This is a genomic window from Bariatricus sp. SGI.161 (assembly GCF_050313695.1).
Classification (GTDB): domain Bacteria; phylum Bacillota; class Clostridia; order Lachnospirales; family Lachnospiraceae; genus JAFBIX01.
This window is the reverse complement of record NZ_JBNPLX010000019.1, coordinates 43,216-63,526: the sequence shown is the minus strand read 5'-3', so window position 1 is coordinate 63,526 and position 20,311 is coordinate 43,216. Positions and strand designations below refer to the sequence as shown.

20 protein-coding genes and 1 pseudogene are annotated in these 20,311 nt (G+C 41.2%); 4 read left to right on the top strand and 17 right to left on the bottom strand.

The window, feature by feature from the left end; all coding sequences use genetic code 11:
- Nucleotides 1–2: 2 nt before the first annotated feature.
- The 12 genes and pseudogenes from ACQRBH_RS11865 to ACQRBH_RS11810 all read right to left on the bottom strand — a co-directional run bounded on the left by ACQRBH_RS11865 (nucleotide 3) and on the right by ACQRBH_RS11810 (nucleotide 8,200).
- The gene (locus ACQRBH_RS11865; protein WP_109273659.1) at nucleotides 3–494 is read right to left on the bottom strand and encodes a PcfB family protein; all 492 of its coding nucleotides are present in this window, start codon (nucleotides 492–494) and stop codon (nucleotides 3–5) included.
- Between the two features lie 82 nt (nucleotides 495–576).
- Entirely contained in the window at nucleotides 577–1,371 is a 795-nt protein-coding gene (locus ACQRBH_RS11860; protein ID WP_118440636.1) for an ATP-binding protein, read from the bottom strand.
- Nucleotides 1,371–2,249, bottom strand: a complete 879-nt coding sequence (locus ACQRBH_RS11855; RefSeq protein WP_427761862.1) for a ParB/RepB/Spo0J family partition protein — start codon at nucleotides 2,247–2,249, stop codon at nucleotides 1,371–1,373. Before ACQRBH_RS11855 ends, ACQRBH_RS11860 begins: the two co-directional genes overlap by 1 nt.
- Nucleotides 2,239–3,024 carry a ParA family protein gene (locus ACQRBH_RS11850; protein WP_015529850.1) on the bottom strand — a complete coding sequence of 262 codons (786 nt, stop codon included), beginning with the start codon at nucleotides 3,022–3,024 and terminating at the stop codon, nucleotides 2,239–2,241. Before ACQRBH_RS11850 ends, ACQRBH_RS11855 begins: the two co-directional genes overlap by 11 nt.
- A gap of 259 nt (nucleotides 3,025–3,283) precedes the next feature.
- Nucleotides 3,284–3,424: a hypothetical protein gene (locus ACQRBH_RS11845; protein ID WP_427761861.1), complete on the bottom strand. Its 141-nt coding sequence runs from the start codon at nucleotides 3,422–3,424 to the stop codon at nucleotides 3,284–3,286.
- A gap of 7 nt (nucleotides 3,425–3,431) precedes the next feature.
- Nucleotides 3,432–3,659 (bottom strand): annotated as a pseudogene (locus ACQRBH_RS11840) (AAA family ATPase); the annotation flags it as partial.
- 3 nt (nucleotides 3,660–3,662) lie between these two features.
- On the bottom strand, nucleotides 3,663–4,508 hold the full coding sequence (locus ACQRBH_RS11835; protein ID WP_427761860.1) for a metallophosphoesterase family protein: 846 nt from the start codon (nucleotides 4,506–4,508) through the stop codon (nucleotides 3,663–3,665).
- A complete protein-coding gene (locus tag ACQRBH_RS11830) occupies nucleotides 4,505–4,783 on the bottom strand; it encodes a hypothetical protein (RefSeq protein WP_427761859.1) in 279 nt (92 codons plus the stop codon). The genes ACQRBH_RS11835 and ACQRBH_RS11830 overlap by 4 nt, the downstream gene beginning before the upstream one ends.
- A gap of 94 nt (nucleotides 4,784–4,877) precedes the next feature.
- Nucleotides 4,878–5,213, bottom strand: a complete 336-nt coding sequence (locus ACQRBH_RS11825) for a helix-turn-helix domain-containing protein (RefSeq protein ID WP_427742660.1) — start codon at nucleotides 5,211–5,213, stop codon at nucleotides 4,878–4,880.
- Nucleotides 5,214–5,483: 270 nt separating this feature from the next.
- Entirely contained in the window at nucleotides 5,484–6,695 is a 1,212-nt protein-coding gene (locus tag ACQRBH_RS11820; protein WP_427761857.1) for an ATP-binding protein, read from the bottom strand.
- Nucleotides 6,696–7,008: 313 nt separating this feature from the next.
- The gene (locus ACQRBH_RS11815; RefSeq protein WP_427761856.1) at nucleotides 7,009–8,004 is read right to left on the bottom strand and encodes a helix-turn-helix transcriptional regulator; all 996 of its coding nucleotides are present in this window, start codon (nucleotides 8,002–8,004) and stop codon (nucleotides 7,009–7,011) included.
- Between the two features lie 58 nt (nucleotides 8,005–8,062).
- Nucleotides 8,063–8,200, bottom strand: coding sequence for a hypothetical protein (locus tag ACQRBH_RS11810; RefSeq protein ID WP_427761854.1), 138 nt, complete (start codon nucleotides 8,198–8,200; stop codon nucleotides 8,063–8,065).
- Nucleotides 8,201–8,642: 442 nt separating this feature from the next.
- Between ACQRBH_RS11810 and ACQRBH_RS11805 the strand changes: the two genes are divergently transcribed.
- Complete coding sequence (locus ACQRBH_RS11805; RefSeq protein ID WP_427761853.1) at nucleotides 8,643–9,356, top strand: hypothetical protein; 714 nt, start codon at nucleotides 8,643–8,645, stop codon at nucleotides 9,354–9,356.
- Nucleotides 9,357–9,400: 44 nt separating this feature from the next.
- On the opposite strand, the gene ACQRBH_RS11800 is transcribed toward ACQRBH_RS11805, so the two are convergent.
- From ACQRBH_RS11800 to ACQRBH_RS11780, 5 genes are all read right to left on the bottom strand, one after another.
- Nucleotides 9,401–10,678, bottom strand: coding sequence for a serine dehydratase subunit alpha family protein (locus tag ACQRBH_RS11800; protein WP_235233213.1), 1,278 nt, complete (start codon nucleotides 10,676–10,678; stop codon nucleotides 9,401–9,403).
- A gap of 90 nt (nucleotides 10,679–10,768) precedes the next feature.
- Entirely contained in the window at nucleotides 10,769–12,673 is a 1,905-nt protein-coding gene (locus ACQRBH_RS11795) for an ABC transporter ATP-binding protein (protein WP_427761852.1), read from the bottom strand.
- A 3-nt stretch (nucleotides 12,674–12,676) separates the two neighbouring features.
- Entirely contained in the window at nucleotides 12,677–14,425 is a 1,749-nt protein-coding gene (locus tag ACQRBH_RS11790; protein ID WP_427742654.1) for an ABC transporter ATP-binding protein, read from the bottom strand.
- Between the two features lie 50 nt (nucleotides 14,426–14,475).
- Complete coding sequence (locus tag ACQRBH_RS11785) at nucleotides 14,476–15,357, bottom strand: YitT family protein (protein ID WP_427761851.1); 882 nt, start codon at nucleotides 15,355–15,357, stop codon at nucleotides 14,476–14,478.
- Nucleotides 15,358–15,384: 27 nt separating this feature from the next.
- Complete coding sequence (locus tag ACQRBH_RS11780) at nucleotides 15,385–17,541, bottom strand: Tex family protein (RefSeq protein ID WP_347375768.1); 2,157 nt, start codon at nucleotides 17,539–17,541, stop codon at nucleotides 15,385–15,387.
- Between the two features lie 179 nt (nucleotides 17,542–17,720).
- Between ACQRBH_RS11780 and ACQRBH_RS11775 the strand changes: the two genes are divergently transcribed.
- The 3 genes from ACQRBH_RS11775 to ACQRBH_RS11765 all read left to right on the top strand — a co-directional run bounded on the left by ACQRBH_RS11775 (nucleotide 17,721) and on the right by ACQRBH_RS11765 (nucleotide 20,277).
- The gene (locus ACQRBH_RS11775; protein ID WP_347375767.1) at nucleotides 17,721–18,323 is read left to right on the top strand and encodes a TetR/AcrR family transcriptional regulator; all 603 of its coding nucleotides are present in this window, start codon (nucleotides 17,721–17,723) and stop codon (nucleotides 18,321–18,323) included.
- Nucleotides 18,324–18,516: 193 nt separating this feature from the next.
- A complete protein-coding gene (locus ACQRBH_RS11770) occupies nucleotides 18,517–19,437 on the top strand; it encodes a diacylglycerol/lipid kinase family protein (RefSeq protein WP_427761849.1) in 921 nt (306 codons plus the stop codon).
- Between the two features lie 105 nt (nucleotides 19,438–19,542).
- The gene (locus tag ACQRBH_RS11765; protein WP_427761847.1) at nucleotides 19,543–20,277 is read left to right on the top strand and encodes a glycerophosphodiester phosphodiesterase; all 735 of its coding nucleotides are present in this window, start codon (nucleotides 19,543–19,545) and stop codon (nucleotides 20,275–20,277) included.
- Nucleotides 20,278–20,311: the final 34 nt, after the last annotated feature.

Here is a 20,311-nt window from a genome sequence, read left to right as displayed (position 1 = left end):
TTTCATCGGCTCTGCTCCTGATGCCGGTTCTTTACTTTGTCCTTCGATTTCTTTGGCATCATTGCCCGGTAAGCTGCAAGACGCTTATGAATAGAAGGTTTATTCGCTTTTTGAATCTGTTTCTGGGAAAACTCACGGAAAGCAGCATTGAGTGCATCCTGATCACGTCCCTTGAAGAATACCAGATAAACCGGAGGCTCTTTGCTCTTGTCTTTTTTCAGAGCATAATTGATCCCGTATTTTCTGGCATACCGTTCAAAGGACTTGATATTTTTGTCCGTGATCTCGATATTGACCATCCCGGCATTCTGTTTTGCCAGCTCTTTTACCGTGACCTTTCCCTGTTTCGGCTGATTTTTCTGTGCTTTCTTCTCTACTGATTTCTGCTTCTGATGACGCAGATACGCAACAAGAACCTTTTTCAACAGGTCTGCTGTAATCTTAGTAGCCCGAATACAGAACGTGACCGTTTTCTGAGTTACCTCTTCCTGCATGACTTTTCCCTCCTTTCAGCGATTCAACTGCTGTCCAGATCTGTAATCATGGCAATCACCCCCTTTAATAAAAAAAGACAAATTAACCGGTAATCAGGTTCTGCACCTGTACGAGTTTTTCTGTCCCTTCTTCTTTTCTCTTATCTTCTCCACCACAATAGATGGGAACACACATTTCAAGTATTCTACTGTAAATACGCTGATGGGCAGTATCCAAATCTGTGGATTTCATTTCATTCAGTCCCAGATTCGTTGTTATGATCAGCGGAAGCATTTTACAATAGCGGCTGTCTATCACATTATAGACCTGCTCCAAAGCAAACTCAGAATTTCGTTCTATTCCTAAATCATCAATAATCAGCAGCGGATAATCCACAAGATTTTGTATAATCTGGTTCTTATCTGCCTGATAGCTGGTCATTTCATTTAAAATCCTGGAAAAATTCGTCATCATGACACGTTCTCCCTGTTCCAAAAGTGCATTTGCAATACAGCCTGCAAAGAAACTTTTCCCAGTTCCAACTGGTCCCATCAAAAGCAATCCTACATTTTTTCTCTTCATATCTGTCCAGTTTTCTACATACTGCCTGGCAATTAGTGTCTTCTGGTTGCTTCCATTGTCATTTTCAAATTTCCATTCCCAGAATCTTCTTTCCCGAAGTCCGACGGATTTTCTCTGATAAAGCAGCCGCTGTGCTTCTTCCCGCTGCATCTTCTCATCCAGTTCCTGTCTGGCTTTCACCTCGCATTCGCACAAACAGGACACTACATGCTCAAATCCCATCAGACTGACTTTCATCTGTTTTCTTTTTCCACAGATGCCACAATGAAGACATCCCTCTTTGTCCAGATAATCTGCTGTTACTTTATTTTCCATCACAGGCTTTCTCCTTCCTGAAATTCATATTTATCCATTCCTGCCCTGGCTCCATCCCGTTCTGCCCAAAGACAGATTGTTGCAAAATGGTTCTGATATTCTTTTCCACTGGATTTCATATAAACAGAAAGATGATCAATTCGTTTCTGGTAATCCCATGGAAAAAGCATCATCAACTCCCGCAGTTCAGCTTCCGACAGAACAACATTTTTAAATCTCCCATACTGAAATAATATCTGCTGCTCTTCAGTTCTCAAATAAGAAAGTTCAACAGCTGTGTTAAAGGGAAGCTTCTTCTCGTCTGCCAATTCTAATAGCTCTGCTACTAACTCTGTCAGATGAATATATCGAAGAATCTGTCTGGAACTATCTCCTGTATTCTGACTGACTTCTTCTGCCGCCAACTTCTTGCCAACTTGGCAAGAAGTTAAATCAGATCGTTTTCCCTGACGCTTTAACGCCTCATATTTCATTTTATAAGCAAATGCCTTTTCGCTGATCAGCAGCTCTTCTCGTTGAATGTTGGAATCTACCATAATCACCGTCGCTTCATCATCTGTAAGATCTTTGATGATAACCGGCATTTTCTCTAGTCCAGCAAGTTCACATGCTCGTTTTCGCCGATGACCAGCTACCAGCTCATAACCACCAGACTCTCTCAACCGCACAATACCAGGAACCAACACGCCATATTGTGTAATGCTTTCTGATAATTCTTCCATTTTCTTATCATCTTTTACTTGAAACGGGTGATTTGGAAATGGATGAAGGCTTCCTATTTTTATCTCGCAAATTCCATTGTTTGTTTCTTCGTTTGTTCCAAACAACGCATCAAGTGGCTGTAAGGAAATGGGAGTTGCTCTTTTTTTAGATGGCATCTTCTAGCACCTCCTCCGTCACTCTCCGATAAGCCTCTGTAGCTTTGCCTTTCGGATCATAAGAGAAAATACTCTGTCCTTCTCTGACTGCTTCCTTCATTCTTACAGAAAATGGAATATAATTATCAAAGATATGAATTTGACTTCCATATACATTTCTGAGAAGTTCCATATTATTTCTGGCATCATTTGTATGCGCATCGACCATCGTGAACAGAATCCCACCGACTTGCAACTTCGGATTAATCTGCTTACGAACCTTACCGATCGTTTTTAACAACTGCTGCAAGCCTTTGATTGGCAGGTAGGACGCTTCAACTGGAATGAGGACTTCATCTGATGCAGCCAGCGCATTGATCGTAATCATTCCCAATGATGGCATACAGTCAATAATGACTGCATCATATTGATCCTTGATACCATATAAAATCTGTTTCAATACATATTCCCTGCTCATTGCATTTACCAACTGTACTTCCGTACCTGCCAGTCCAATGTTAGAACAGATAATATCTATTCCCTCTGCCTGATGTCTGATATAACAGTCTGAAGGAATATCTTCATCTTTCATTACTGCATCCATAAGAGCTGTAAGTGTTTCATTACTGTCATCACAATCACGATATCCAAATCCTGCGGATACATCAGACTGTGGATCGGCATCTACAATCAACACTTTCATATTCTTTTGTGCTAATCCTACTGCTAAATTAGCTGTACATGCGGATTTTCCCGTTCCCCCTTTTTGGTTTACAATAGAAATAATTCTAGCCATTTTTCATCACCTTTCATCGTCGTCAATCAAAAAAAGAGGACTGAATTAGACAATCGGAATCTATATTCCGTGCGAGCTAATTCAGTCCTATAATTACAATAATTCTGTTGTTTTTACTCTTGTCTTACACAAATCCATTTCCAGTCTGGATCTGTAATAATTCATATTCTGGAATGACAGCGCTGCCTTATTTTTCCCTTTTCAGGAAGTTAAAAATAAGGACTAAATTAGTGCAACCCCTTGTATTTACTGGAGTTTTCTAACTTGTCCCTATTATAACTCGACCATGTGGTGTCACTTTTGGCATCTGGATTCGATAAATCTTATTGTATTTTTCACGAATATGCTGAAAATACTTCTTCCAGTGAAATACTACCATAGGTTTTCCATTCTTATCCAAATATGGCATCATCTTCTACAATGACACGCACTCGTTCCATATCTGCTCCACATTTCATCAACCTCGGTTTAATCGTATCTCCAATTCCATCTTCTGCAGTCTGGTAAAACACATTGAAAGAATCCATCGAAAGCTCATTCGGCAGTTCCTTTCGATTGGTACATGCTGCAGCCAGATGCATGGCAAGCCATGTTTTTCCCTGTCCCGGATCTCCCTGAATCAAAGTAACCTTACCTTTTTAAGATATCCTTATTATCTGCTCCCACAGCAATATCTCTTCCGCATTCACATTCCTATTATCATGATAATGCCCGAAGAACCATTTCTTGAATTTCACGTTCTGCCTTATTTCTTCCAAATAATCTGTCAGCAAATCTGGTTTATACATACCATGACTTAACAATGCTGCCGTACTGGAAGACGCACAATGCGTCACAATAAAATCCACTTCATTATTATGCTTCTGCAGATTCTTACGTCCTTCTTCCATTTCCTCTACTGACGGCAATTCTTCTTGCCACCAACTTAGATGGTTAATACGATATGGTTTCCAACCTTTATCTAATTCCTTCTTCTTTTTCTTAAAGTCTGGATCATCTAGTTCAAGAATTCCTCCATCAATGTCATGACTGCTAGCACCGCCAAAAGAAAATATCTTCTTACCGTCCAGTTCATAGACTTGACCGCGCATCAGATGAATCACGGATGGTCTGATTTTCTGAACCTTTCCCCCATGCCATTCTTCTACCGAATAAGCCATTAATCTATCGAAGTTCTCATGGTTTCCCGAAACAAACAATATAGTAAATGGTTTGCAATCCAGCCAGTCCAAAATCATGGTTTCCATTTTACTTTCTTCATCTTTATTCCATACGCCGCCAAAATCCCCACAGATAATAACATAATCATCCTTTGTCATTTCATTTTGTTCGGAAAAGATACTAGCATTAAACCGTTCAAAATTCCCATGACAGTCACCTGTAATATATATCATAATCACACCCTCTCTCTTAAACCCAAAGAATATCTTCTTGATCATACTTGCAATCACGGTCAAATTTTTCTTGTATCTCATAAAAATCATCGAATAAATCCTCCAAATATAACTGAAGATTGAGAATAAAAAGGTACTGGTTTTTTCACATTATTAACGTGTAAAAAATGCACGTTATTATTATCATCAACTTCATTTTCTTTAAAAACATTTAAAACATGTCTTCTGATATTCGATTCTTCTCTGTCAAATAGCTGTGCCATTTGAGAAACACTTAACCATACTGTTTCGTCTTTCACCTCCACTGGAAAAGTAATTTTTTTATCCTCGGTTTCAAATAATACAATTTCTTTTTCATTAGTCATAAAAATATCCTCCTATCATAGTCCCTTTGCGGGTTATGATAAGAGGATAGCATTTGTCAATAGTCTTTTCATTGGACTGTTAGTCCAATGCCCTCTAGCCCACTGAATAATATATTTTATTGTAATACGCCATAATTCGTCTCTGCATAGTTCGAGAACAATATTGTTCTATGTCGTAAATTACCGGTACTGCATCCTTCTTTACCAGGAAATCTTCCATATGAACCCCCAGTAATTCACTAAGCATAAGCAAATGATCCACCGATGGCAATATCTTGCCTTTGTACCAACGATAAATAGGCTGTACACATGATAAATGCAAATATTCTTGAAGCATTCGTGGAGTGTAACCGGCGGACTCAAGCATATGTTTCATTTTATGTCCAGTTTGTTGTAGGTCTATGTTTGGATAGGTAGTTCTCTTTGACATTTAGCACCTCCTTGAGGGTTAGTGTGTAGTCTGATATAATAACCATGGTTTTAGTGACTAGGTTCCAGAGTACGCAACTTTCCACGAAGGGTGCTCTGGAACTTTTTTCTTTCTGTAAGCTGATGACAGTATACAGAACAATTCAGAGACACGCAAGGTAATCATCCGACCACTGAAAACACTCCAATAATTCATCCACATATGTTTTTGCCATGTTGCTGTAGTAAGTATGGTGGCATACATGAGGTGTCACTTCTGGTATCATCCACATTAGTATTCCCTACTCAAAAGGAAATCCGCAACATGCATACTCTTAATGCCTTCGTAATTACCTCCGGCAAATTCGTCTGTTCGAAGAACGTATTTCGGATAGTTATCTTTGATTTCAAGTAAGCGGTCATACTCTCTTCGCTCAGTTTTCTCAGATCGTATTTCCTGAGTAACCTGCACATACAGTTTTTCACCTTGACGTTGCGCGACAAAATCAACCTCACCATCTGCTGTCTTACCTATATTGACCTCGTATCCTCGCCTGCAAAGTTCCAGATAGACAACATTTTCCAAACTGGACGCAACACTATCCGGATTATACCCCAGAACACTATATCGCAACGCAGTATCTGCAAGATAAAATTTTTCCTGTGTCTTCAGAATCTCTTTCCCCTGCAGATCATATCTGGAGCAACGATGTAGCAGATATGCCTTTTCCAGTTTTTCCAAATAACTGTATACAGTCTCATTATCTATCTTTCTATGCTCTGATTTCAAATAGTCTGAAATGGATTTTGCAGAAAAAGTATTTCCCACATTGGAAAATGTGTATTTTACCACTCTCTCCAACTGATCAACTTTACGGATCTGGTTTCTCCTTACAATATCAGAAAAGATCGTCGAATTGTATATATCGCGAACGATGGTATAAACCTCATCCTGTGAATAATCACGAAGATGTGTTGCCGGGAAGCCTCCAAGACGAATATAATCTGCAAGTTCTGCATGAACATCTTTTACTTCTGTATACTCTTTCCGGAAAGTCAGATACTCTTCAAAGGAAAGAGGGAAAATACGAAAAGAAACATATCGTCCCGTAAGATAAGTTGAAATTTCCGAAGACATCATACGAGAGTTGGATCCAGTTACATACAGATCCACATCGTAATCACTGGCCAACGAATTCACAACCTTCTCCCACCCTTCGATTTCCTGAACTTCATCAAGAAAGAAGTAGGTTTTTTTGTTTTCACTAAGCTTTGCTTTCACAGCTTCAAACATCTGCTTTGCAGTCATATCCTCATATTCCATGGAATCAAATCGCATGAATACAATTTGGTCTGCCGAGATTCCTCTTTCAGTCTGCAGCTTTTCCATAATCATTTTCAATATTGTAGATTTTCCGCAGCGCCGAACACCAGTGAGTACTTTTACAAATGGCGTGTCTGTGTAAACCATGATTTTCTCTGTATAAAGCGGTCTGTTAATCATATCTACCACCTCCATATCATTATATTACCGCAATCAACCCATATTTTCAATAGGTTTTGCGGTTATAACCAGAAACTATTGCAAAATGAATAATTTAATTCGATTTAAAATATATTATTAGTTTTGTACTCGCAATTTAGTCAACTGTACTTTAGTAAATTATACTTGGCTAAAATCCAAATCATTTCTCTTACTATATTGTAGCCCAAAACAACCATACCTAAAATAATAGAAAAACTCCCACCTACCACAGTAAGTGGGAAATTCATCTGCTCAGATGGCTGAAACCATTATAAATACTGGTTCTCTTTCATTATTCGCTCCCATACTGCCGCATCAATCTCTGAATCTCTTCTTTCACTTGCCCGACCACTTTCTCCGGCCCCACGATCTTCGCTCCTTCACCCAGGGACATAACCCAGGAGAGGAATTGTCTGCTGACGGCTACTCGGACGCTTACAACGAAGTGATCTTCATCTTCTTTCCGCATCATGACTTCTTTTCCGAATCGGTCGATCATAACGCCGGCCAGATAGTTTTCGCATTCAATCTGAACAGTCTCTTCTTCACCATCGAACATTCCAAATAATTTTCTTGAATAAGCGCCGATGTCAAATTGTTCGAACCGCTTGCTTCCTTCTCGTTTCTCTTTGGTTAATTCAATATGGAGCATCTTATCTACTCGGAAATGCTTGATCTTATCTTCTTGACTGTCGAATGCCACGAGATAATAATTATCATCGTCCCAGGACAGTGCCCAAGGGCTGACCTGATATAAAGCCCCATCTTTTCGAAGAACCTGCTCCTTATCCACGTTCCAGTTAAAGTATTGAAATGTGATCTGCACATTGGCTGCAATTGCCTGATGAATCTGATCCACGTTATAATAGATTCCTTCATTCATCGTCTTGACCCGTTCTGTTACATAGACCTGGCGATGAAGCTGAGAGGCTTCATATTGACTGGCAAGTCCCTCAATTTTTTTGATCAGTTCATTGGACTTCTTCGCAGTGATAAATTTTGCCGATTGTACAGAATCCACCAGAAGCTTTAATTCTGCCAGCTCGAACTGTCGATTTCCGATATAGTAATAATAGGTCTTATTTTCCTTCTCCCCGATAACATCCACTCCAAAAATCCGCAGATTTTCAAGATCATTGTATAGGCTTTTACGTTCTGCGCTCACATTGTATGCCTTTAATGATTCAATAATTTCCGGCATGGTGATTCTATGGGTCTCATCTGTTTTCTCCATCAATATCTTCAAAAGATATAGAATCTTTAATTTCTGATTATTCCCTTCTGCCATAAAATGCATCCTCCTTTATATTCAAACTGATAACTTCATTTCTGATAAATCTATTGTATCACGAATACAAAGGAATGTGGGTGTAATAAGTCCCATCTTCAGGACTTATTGCAGTTATACCAAACCCCGGAAGTTCTACTTTCATTGCTTCCTTATCTGCCTCGTTATCAGACTCTTTGACCAGATTTACCTTCATCTTCCTCTCAGAATCTCTAATCTTCCATGAATTCTCTGTACTCTTCTTCGCTTGCAAATAACATATATCTTCCTTCTACATATCCCATATAACCAGCCTGTGTAGCATATCCCTTCATTGATTTCCAACCTCCATTCATATGATAAACTCGTTTGCTTTTCTTCGTTATCATTAGTTTAGCAAATTAAAAGGGTCGAAATCTGGACTTATACCATCCCCCAACTATCAAATATTTATTGTTAAAATTTAAATTTTCTCTTTGACTTATATGAGAAAAATCTGATAAACTGATACAGTTGAAAAAATAATAGAAATATGAATGCATAATGATGACACAAGTATTGCTGCGGCAAGTAAATCTGATCACGGAACATTAGCCCGGTCAGATTATCTGCAGGCACAATACTTGTGTTTTTTTATGCTAAGAAGAGGAGAATGAAATATGCCAAAAAATCAATTTCAAAGGATGGTCTTTGCTTTTCTGACTGTCATCATCACCGTCCATGCTTATGTATTCTACAGTCTATATGTAATCAATGGAAATACGTTAATGCAGATTACCGGCGAAAGCAATGTCCTGGCAGCTATCCGTGCCCAAGGCGGTGTCTATATGTTTGGACAAATGCTTCCTATATGGGCCATTGTTATCATTGAATTTCTGTTTGCCTATGCGCTGGAGAATCTGATTGGAAGTCCACTTTCCTTTCGGCTTGCCTGCCGGGTGTTCGACCCTCGAAGGAATCACCCTATGTTATTCGAAAGCGCGATCATCTGTGCAACCGTGGGAATTATGTGTCCGTCCATGAGTTTTCTGGCTGCATGGTTCTATTATCCGTATTACAATGGATTTCACATATTGACCTTACTTGCAAACTGGCTGAAACTTATATGCTTCAATTTCCCTTTTGCATACTTTTCCCAGATGTTTTTCATCCAGCCTTTTGTAAGGGTTATTTTTAAGCTTTTATTCCACAAACAGATTGAGGCCCGTACCGAAGCACAACACGAGGCAGAAGCAGAAGGGGCAAAAACAATGAAACCAGTAGATGAGACAGAAGCCATTGCAGATGTATGGAAGAGAATTGGTGAGATTCAGGAAGAGCTTGCCCACGAACGCAGACAAAGGAAAAAGATTCAAGAAGAATTGAAGAGATAAAAGACGGAGGAAACAATAATTCCTCCGTCTCTTATGATTAATCTCTATTCTCCAATCATCATCTTGATGATCTCTTCGTTCGTCTCTCGCATTCCTTCTTTGCCGAGGCGTCCGATATTACTGATAGTAGCCTCAACACCTTTGGTCACGATACCATCTCCGGCGTAGAATTGCTGACCGTTAAGGAACATATTGTATCCAAGGATTCCGGCATCAACGGATGCTGCAATCTTGGCCGCACAGGAAGCCTTTGCTCCATCGCAGACCATACCGGATACGATTGCCAGTGCATTAACAACGGTGTGGATGATCTCCTGATAACCGCCGCCGCAGAGATATGCGATTCCTGCGCCTGCTGCCGCACCCGCGCTGACAGCTCCACAATACGCAGACAGTCTTCCAATTCCGGTCTTCTGATGAATTGCCACCAAATTGGATAATGCCAGTGCACGATAGGTCTTATCTTCGTCTGCCCCTCGGTCTTTGGCATATTCCAGAACAGGAAGTGAACAGGTCATGCCCTGATTCCCGCTTCCGGCATTGATAATAACTGGAAGTTCACATCCATTCATACGTGCATCGGAGCCAGCGGCTGCCATTGCTTTTGCACGGGTTCTCACATCATCTCCGTAAGTCTTTAACAGTACGGTCCCGATATTGGCGCCATAATCACCTCGTAATCCTTCTTCTGCAATTGCCGTATTGTACTCTATCTGCCGTCCAATCACTTCCCGGATGTCTTCTATATCTACGGTGTTAATGAAGTCCCAGATACTTTCCATATCCAGGCAGCTTCTGTCTGTCAGACCCTCTTCACTTTCGCCTTCTACCGGGACAGACAAAATCTCTTCTCCATTCTTTTCAATAAGCACGATATTCGTATGATAGTTGGCAATTCTGACTTTTGCATAGTTATCGTCTTTGCAGACTGTAACCACAATATCAAAGGTAATTCCATTGTCAATATGTTCTACTTCAATCGATGTTTCCTGCAGAAATGAGATCATCTGCTGAATCTGGTCTTCCGATACTTCTGCAATAACTTCCAACTCTTTCTCCGGTCTTCCGGCGATGATTCCGGCGGTTGCTGCTGCCGGAATTCCTTTCAGATGATTCGTGTTCGGAACGATTACACTCTTCACATTCTTAATGATACTTCCACTTGCACCAATTTTTACTTTATCAGGAATGCATCCCAATACTTCTCTTGCTTTTGCCGCTGCATAGGCAAGTGCAATTGGCTCCGTGCACCCCATTGCCGGAACCAGTTCTTCCTTCAATATCTGAACATATGCCTGATATTTTTCATCTGTTTTCTGCACAATTGTCACTCCTTTATATTTTTGTTATCACGAACTTTAACTCTATTTTTATTATAAGAAAGTTTCAACTTCGTTGCAATAGTTGTGCAATTATGCACTGATGGAATTTCCGGTATACAACTGATAATATCTTCCTTTTTCTTCAATCAGCTGATCATGCGTCCCTCGCTCAATGATTCTTCCCTGTTCCAGTACCATGATACAGTCGGAATTACGTACAGTAGATAATCTGTGAGCAATGACGAAGGTTGTTCTTCCATGCATCAGTTTATCCATACCATCTTGTACGATTCGCTCAGTTCGGGTATCAATGGAACTGGTCGCCTCATCCAGGATCAATACCGGTGGATCTGCAATTGCTGCACGGGCAATTGCCAGAAGCTGTCGCTGTCCCTGACTTAAATTCGCGCCATCCCCCGTCAGCACGGTATCGTATCCTTCCGGCAACCTACGGATAAATCCATCCGCATTGGCTAATCTGGCCGCTGCCACAACCTCTTCATCTGTAGCATCCAGTCTTCCAAAACGGATATTTTCTTTTACCGTCCCGGTAAATAAATGCGTATCCTGCAGAACAATACCGAGAGAATGCCGTAAATCCGCTTTTTTTATTTTATTAATATTAATTCCATCATAACGGATCTTCCCATCCTGAATATCATAAAAACGATTGATCAGATTGGTAATCGTTGTCTTACCAGCTCCGGTAGATCCGACGAATGCAATCTTCTGCCCCGGTTCTGCATACAATTTTACATCATGAAGTACAATCTTATCATCATTGTATCCAAAATCAACTCCATTGAAGACCACATGGCCTTTGACTTCGACATAATCTATACTTCCATCTGCCTGGTGAATATGTTTCCATGCCCATTTTCCGGTTCGCTCCGAGCACTCCACCAGTGTCCCATTCTCCTCTTTTACATTGACCAGTGTTACGTAACCATTATCCACTTCCGGTTCCTCATCCATCAGCTTGAAGATTCGTTCTGCTCCCGCCATGGCCATTACGATTGCATTTAACTGCTGGCTTACCTGGTTAATCGGCATACTAAAGCTCTTATTAAAGGTCAGAAAACTTGCCAGACCACCCAGCGTAAAGCCGCCTACTTTATTGAGTGCAAGTATCCCACCCACAATGGCACAGACTACATAACTGACATTTCCAATCTGTGCATTAATCGGACCCAGAATATTGGCAAATGTATTAGCCTTATCTGCGCTATGAAAGAGTCTGTCATTTAATTCTTTAAATTCTTCTTTGCTTTCTTCTTCATGACAGAACACTTTGACTACTTTCTGCCCATTCATCATCTCTTCAATGTGTCCATTCACTGCTCCAAGATTACGCTGCTGCTCCAGGAAGTACTTTCCACTCCTTCCGGCAGCGGCTTTGGAACAGGTAATCATAATTCCAACCATGATCAGTGTTACGATCGTCAACGGAATATTCAAGATCAGCATGCTGACAAATACACTGATAATCGTAAATCCACTGTTGATGACCTGCGGTATACTCTGACTGATCATCTGACGCAAAGTGTCAATATCATTCGTATATACAGACATGATATCACCATGTGCATGCGTATCGAAGTATTTGATCGGCAGCTTCTGCATATGTTCAAAAAGGTCATCCCTCATATCCCGCAATGTACCCTGAGTTACATTGACCATGATCCGATTATACAGATAGGTTGAGATAATGCCGACTGCATAAAAGCATGCAACTCTTCCGATTGCTTTGGCAAGCGGCGCAAAATTTGGCTGATCTGTCAGCAAAAATGGCGTAATATAATCATCGATCAGATTCTTCATGAACATAGTTCCCTGCACATTTGCAATGACACCAAGGAATATGAGTATCAGAACTGCAGCACAATGGTATTTATAATTGCGGAATACATAGCTCATCAACCTTTTGAATAATTTCCCCGGATTTTTTACGTTCGATTTGACACCTCGCGGTGCTCTTCCCATTGGACCTGCCATCTGCTACTCACCTGCCTTTTCATCGAAGTCTCCGCCGCCTTGGGTCTGTGATTCATAGACCTCTCGGTAGATCTCATTATTCGCAACTAATTCTTCATGCGTTCCAAATCCATTGATCTTTCCTTCCTCCATAACAATAATGCGGTCTGCATCCTGCACACTGGAGATCCTCTGCGCAATAATCAGCTTCGTCGTATCCGGAATCTCTTCCCGGAACGCCCTGCGGATCTTGGCATCCGTAGCTGTATCCACCGCGCTGGTACTGTCATCCAAGATCAATATCTTCGGTTTCTTAAGAAGTGCTCTGGCGATACACAGACGCTGCTTCTGCCCACCAGACACATTACTTCCTCCCTGTTCAATATGCGTCTGATATCCATCCGGGAATCTCTGAATAAATTCATCCGCACAGGCAAGCACGCAGGCATTCCGGCACTCTTCTTCCGTTGCTTCTTTATCACCCCATCGCAGGTTATCCAGAATCGAACCAGAGAATAACACATTATTCTGCAGCACTACGGATACCTGATTACGCAATGCTTCCATATCGTAATCTTTAACATTGTGTCCTCCTACCAGGATCTCTCCTTCCGTCACATCATAGAGACGGCTTACCAGATTCACAAGGCTGGTCTTGGCACTTCCGGTTCCTCCGATAATTCCTATTGTCTCACCAGAGCGAATCTTCAGATTAATATCCTTCAGGACAGGTTCCTCACTGTCCTTTTTATAAGAAAAATACACATGTGAAAACTCAATACTTCCATCTTCCACTTCCAACAATGGATTCTCAGGGTTCTTAAGATCACTGGTTTCATTCAGGACTTCTGAGATACGACGAATACTGGCTGTACTCATGGATACCATGACAAATACCATGGACATCATCATCAGACTCATCAATATGTTCATGCAATACGCGAGAAGACTCATAAGTTCTCCCGTTGTCAGAGTAGTCGCCACAATCATCTTTGCACCGATCCAGCTGATCAGAAGGATACAGGAATAGACTGTCAGCTGCATTAATGGTGCATTATACACCAGGTTACATTCTGCTTTTACGAAGATCCGATAGATATTCTCACTGGCTTTTTTGAACTTATTCGTCTCTTGTTCTTCTCTGACATACGCCTTAACAACACGGACCGCAGAGACATTTTCCTGTACAGATGCATTCAGTTCATCATATTTTGGAAATGCCTGTTGAAAATAACGTGTAGCATGGCTCATGATCAGCACAAGAATTGTTCCCAACAAAAGTACCGCAATCAGATAAATATTCGAAAGTCGCGCATTGATGCGAAATGCCATAATCATCGCACAGATCAGGCTGGCCGGAGCTCTGGTAAACATCCTAAGTACCATCTGATAAGCATTCTGGATATTCGTCACATCCGTTGTCAGACGTGTAACAAGACCAGCAGTACTGTATTTATCAATATTTGAAAATGAAAATGTCTGAATATGGTTAAACATAGCTTCTCTTAGATTTTTCGCAAATCCGGCAGAAGCCTTTGCACCGAATTTTCCGCCTGCCATTCCGGCAAAAAGGCCAACCACTGCTGCCACGATCATAATTCCGCCGACTTTATATATATGCTGGATATTTCCCGCATTGACACCATCATCAATAATCGAAGCCATTAAAAATGGAATCAGCATCTCCATCAGAACTTCCAAGATCATAAATAACGGGGTGATGATAGATACAAATTTATACTCTTTTACTTCTTTTAATAAAGTCCGTACCATCGGGCTCCTCCTTTCTGCCTGCTTCTTCTGTCTGTTCATCAAGTATATGCTTATTGAGTCTCTTCTTCCTCTCCGTAACGTACTTTTTCCATTGTAAATCCCCGTCCACGTACCTCGTTAATCTGGGTAATCGTAATAAACGCCTTTGGATCAACAGCCTGGACCATCTGATTTACAGAATATAATTTTCGGTTCGGGATAACACACAGCACACCTTTCTGTTGTTTTTCCCCATAACCAGTCTCTATATGAACCATGGTTACTCCGGCATCAATCTCTTTCAACATTCTTTCCTTAACCTCTTCGTATTTCTCAGTGATAACAAAGAGTTGAATCTGAGACTGTCCCATCAGTATGACACGATTCATGACCAACGTCGTAAGAACAAGTGCAAGAATACCATACAAAATCTGCTCAGAATTTGAAAAGAGCACCTGGAATCCCAAGACGATAAAATCCACCACATACATCATAACTGCAATCGATACGTGGAACCATTTATTCAATACCAACGCAAGGATATCTGTTCCTCCAGTAGATGCTCCCACACGTACTACAAGTCCGATTCCTATTCCCAGCAACGCACCTGCATAGATCGTTGCCAGCATAATATTGTCAGTCAAAGCGTCAATTCCCGGGATTGCCTGCACAATCGACAAGAACACCGGATACACAATGGTACTGATGATGGTCGTAAGCGCGAACTTTTTTCCCAACACAAAAGTACCCAATATAAACAGAACTGCATTAATAACAAATACAATCACTGACAAATTGACAGGCACATAATGGGTGATCGTAAGACCGATACCGGTCGCACCGCCCATGATAATTCCGTGTGGCACAATAAACGCCCCTACTGCCAACGCCAGAATTACATTTCCTATCAGTACTCCTGCCAGAGTGAACAAGCTTTTCTTCCAATTTTTCATGATTTCATCAACCTCTCTTTCGAAAATCTATGAAATACCTTTCATTGTCAGCTGAATCCTCTTCTTCTTCAGATCTACACTCAGCACCTTAACATCTACAATATCTCCCACACTCACTACTTCCAGTGGATGCTTGATATATTTTTTATCCGTGATCTCGGAAATATGCACCAGTCCATCCTGATGGACTCCGATATCCACAAACACACCAAAATCAATTACATTTCTGACAGTTCCTTTTAACACCATACCTTCCGTCAGATCTTTCATCTCTAGGACATCTGTCCGAAGAATCGGTTTTGGCATCTCATCACGCGGATCTCGCGCTGGTTTTTCCAGTTCCTTTACAATATCTCGCAGAGTAATCTCGCCAACTCCCAATTCCTTTGCAAGTTTCTTGTAGTCTTTGATTGTCAGCGACAAGCCCACAAGCTTTCCACCGCTGATGTCTTCTACTGCAAATCCCTGCTTTTTCAACAGCTTTTCTGCCGCCTCATAAGATTCTGGATGTACACTGGTGCCATCTAATGGGTTGTCCCCTCCCTGGATCCGCATGAAACCGGCACATTGCTCAAAAGCTTTTGGTCCAAGCTTAGCAACCTTCAAAAGCTGCTTCCGGTCAGTGAAACGTCCATTTTCCTCGCGGTAGGTTACGATATTCTTAGCTATGGTTCCTGAGATACCAGAAATATATGCCAAAAGTGGTGCCGACGCTGTATTCAGATCCACGCCGACTCTGTTAACACAATCTTCTACTACACCGGACAACGCTTCACTAAGTTTTTTCTGATTCATGTCATGCTGATACTGTCCTACACCGATGGATTTTGGATCGATCTTCACCAGTTCTGCCAGAGGATCCTGAAGTCGTCTGGCGATGGATGTCGCACTTCTCTGTCCCACATCGAACTTCGGAAATTCCTCCGACGCCAGCTTGCTGGCAGAGTATACGGATGCTCCAGCTTCGTTAACGATTACATATTGAACCTTCTCTGGAATCTCTTTTAATAATTCTACGATGAACATCTCTGATTCCCGGGAAGCCGTACCATTTCCCACTGAGATAAGCGTGATGTTGTATTTCTTGATAATCTTCTTTAACAGATCCTTGGATGCCTGTATCTTCTGTGGTGTCGTTGGCGCCGTTGGATAGATGACCGTTGTCCCAATGACCTTACCGGTCGGATCTACCACCGCGAGCTTACAGCCGGTACGAAAAGCCGGATCCCATCCAAGAACAGTCTGCCCTACGATCGGTGGCTGCATCAGAAGCTGTTCCAGGTTCTTCTTGAACACTTCGATTGCTCCATCTTCTGCCTTTTCCGTAAGATCATTGCGGATCTCCCGTTCAATTGCAGGTGCAATCAGACGTTTGTAACTGTCTTCTATTGCTTCTTTTAAGACCAAAGTTGTATAAGCATTGTCTCCATGAATCGTCTTCTTCTCGAGATATCGAATAATATCTTCCTCGGGAGCTTCAATCTTCACCGTCAGGAACTTCTCCTTCTCTCCACGATTCAATGCCAGCACACGATGACCTGCCAATCGATTCACCGGCTCTTCAAAGTCATAATACATCTCATAGACAGATTCAGCCTTCTCATCCTTCGCTGTTGAGATGAGGCGGCCTTTCTGCATCGTAATCTTACGAATCCAGCTTCGGTAATCCGCTTCATCAGAGATACTCTCTGCAATGATATCTCTTGCTCCCGCAATCGCTTCTGCAACAGTATTGACCTCTTTTTCAGGATTCACGTATGCTTTCGCCTCTTCTTCCACCGGTCGGCTCATCTTCTGAAGAGTGATCACCGCCGCCAGAGGTTCCAATCCTTTTTCCTTAGCAATCGTCGCCCTCGTTCTTCTCTTCGGACGATACGGGCGATACAAGTCTTCTACTACGACCAATGTCTCAGCTGCCAGAATCTGCTTCTTCAGCTCTTCTGTTAATTTTCCTTGTTCTTCAATACTGGATAATACCTGTTCTTTTTTCTCTTCCAGATTACGCAGATAATTCAATCTTTCGTATAATTTACGAAGTTGCTCATCATCCAGTGTTCCTGTAGCCTCTTTTCTATATCTGGCAATAAATGGAATGGTATTGCCTTCATCAATCAATTTGACTGCAGCATCTACCTGCCATCTCTTTACATTTAATTCTTCTGTAATCTTCTGATTAATATCCATACTGTAACCCTTTCCGCTGCATTTAAATCTCATATGCGCACTAGTAATTATTATAGCGGAATTCCCTGGAAACCGCAATGGCATACGCAATACCGAGTTCACTCTGTTTTCTTGAAAATTCATATCTCCCATGCTATAATGACAAAAGCAAAATAATTATTTCCAGAGGGAGTATAAACATGCAGCAAGCAACACAAGAACTATCCAAACAACAGTTAAAATCCAAAGAAACCAAGGACAAGATCTTTCGTGCCGCCAAGCATATCCTGCAGAAAAAAGGATACGATCAGTTATCTATCAAAAACATCTGCGAAGAGGCTGGCGTATCAAACGGAAGCTTTTATCACCATTTCAAGACTAAGGATGACCTGTTATCTTATTATATCGAAGAACAGCCAAGCATTAATCCAGATCTTCTGGATCTTCCGGAAAATGCCGAAGAAGCAAAACAGACCATTATCTATGTATATTTAAACTACGTTCATTATTGTCAAGAACTTGGTGTAGAATTTATGTCCAATTACTATACCCCCAAGAACCAGTCACTCAATCCTTTGATTCGAACAGAGCGGCCCTATCCAATCATTACGGTATCAAACTATCTGCAAAAAGTAATAGATGCGAATATCATCCATCCTTCTCTGGCGCTGGAAGATATCACCACCGATATCCGTATGATCGTAATCGGCAATGTATTTGAGTGGTGTCTGAAAAGTGGGGATACAGATTTTGAGGGAAATATGAAACGTTCTCTTGAAACTTATCTGAATGGATTATTTTAATATCTTTAATTTTATACAAAAAAAATCCTTCAAGCAAGCGGACTTAAAGGATTTTCTAGAAGGGAATATGGTAGTGAAACCATTTAACAATAATATCTTGTAACTGTATTATAACGCTACCCTTCAAATAATTCCAATTGCTTATTTTAATATGAGCTTTTTACTTATTGACAATATCTATAGGAGAACCATTATGTATACGTTCATAACCAATCCCAATGCCCGTTCTGGCCTGGGAATTCAGATGTGGAAAAGCATTGAACTCGTCTTAAAAGAAAAGAACATATTATACGAAGTTTTTTTCACCAAATATCAGCACCATGCTACCAAGATTGTCCGCCAGATTACCGCTGATCACGAACCGCATACGATTATTGTACTTGGCGGCGATGGAACGATTAACGAAGTAATCTCTGGAATCGTCGATCTGGCAAAGGTTACTCTTGGCTACATACCAATTGGCTCTAGTAACGACTTTGCCCGCGGTCTGAATCTTCCAACCGATCCTGCCAGGGCTTTAGAAAATATTCTTGCCCCCTCACACTATACACCACTCAACATCGGAGTTCTCGAATACGAAGACAAGAAACGACGCTTTGCAGTAAGTACCGGGATTGGATTTGACGCCGGAGTCTGCCATGAAGTCATGGTGTCCAAACTAAAAATACTATTGAACAAACTCAAACTTGGCAAACTAACCTATGCCGGAGTTGCACTTCACAGAATCCTTACAATATCACCCAAAAAAATGACGGTCACACTGGATGACGAACGGAAAATTGAATTTGAGAAGGTATATTTTGCCACAGCCATGAATCTGGCTTACGAGGGCGGCGGTTTTAAATTCTGTCCAAAAGCCCGTCCAAATGATGATCTGCTAGATATTATCGTTGTATCAGACATGCCAAAGTTAAAAATACTTGCTTTACTTCCTACGGCTTTCAAGGGTTGGCATACACATTTCAAAGGAATACATATTGATTCCTGCCGAAAGATTGACATCGTAAGTGAAGTCTCACTTCCTATCCACACGGACGGAGAACCTGTCTTTCAGCGGAAACATATTCAGGCTTATCTGGAACCCGAAAAAATACGGTTGATCAGTGCACCTTAAGTTACGGAGGACTTTATGATGATTGGGCTTATTGTTTTATTATTTGTTGTATTCATACTTCTTTATATCTATGCAATATGTCCCCGCCTTTCACGAAGGAAAGATATGACTCACTATCGACATACGATGTTCGCTCACCGCGGATATCATTGCAAGGAAAAGGGGATTCCGGAGAATTCCATGATGGCATTTCGAGCTGCATTGGCAAATGGATACGGGATCGAGCTTGACCTTCACCTGACCAAAGACGGAGAACTTGTTGTATTCCATGACGATACACTAAAAAGGATGTGCAGCCGTCCGGATACCATTGAAAATCTAACTTCACATGAGCTAAAATCCTGTCACCTTCTGGGAACTTCAGAGACAATCCCTCTCTTCAGAGATGTATTATCTCTTGTAGATGGAAAAGTCCCTTTGCTGATTGAATTGAAGATTCCTACCTCTTCCATGCAGATCTGCGAAGAAACGCTCCGTCAATTACAAGGGTATCACGGAAGATATCTCATTCAATCTTTTAACACTATGGGAATTCGATGGTTCCGATTTCACGCACCACAGATTTTAAGAGGCCAGCTTTCTTCTAATCTGACCGCTGACAACCAGGAAGAATTCTGGTTCTTCCGTTTTGTGGTAAAGCATCTGCTCGCTAACTTTCTCGGCCGCCCGGACTTCATCTCATATAAGCTCAGTGATCTTCCGGCCGCCAATGTATGGATACTAAAGAATCTCTTTCATATTCCGATTGCCGTATGGACACTTCGAACACCAAAGATGTTAAGCCGCGGAAAACAGCATTTTGACATTCAGATTTTCGAAAAACCATGTGAAAATTATTAACAAACCGTGAACAAGGTTGTTGATTCAATTTTTT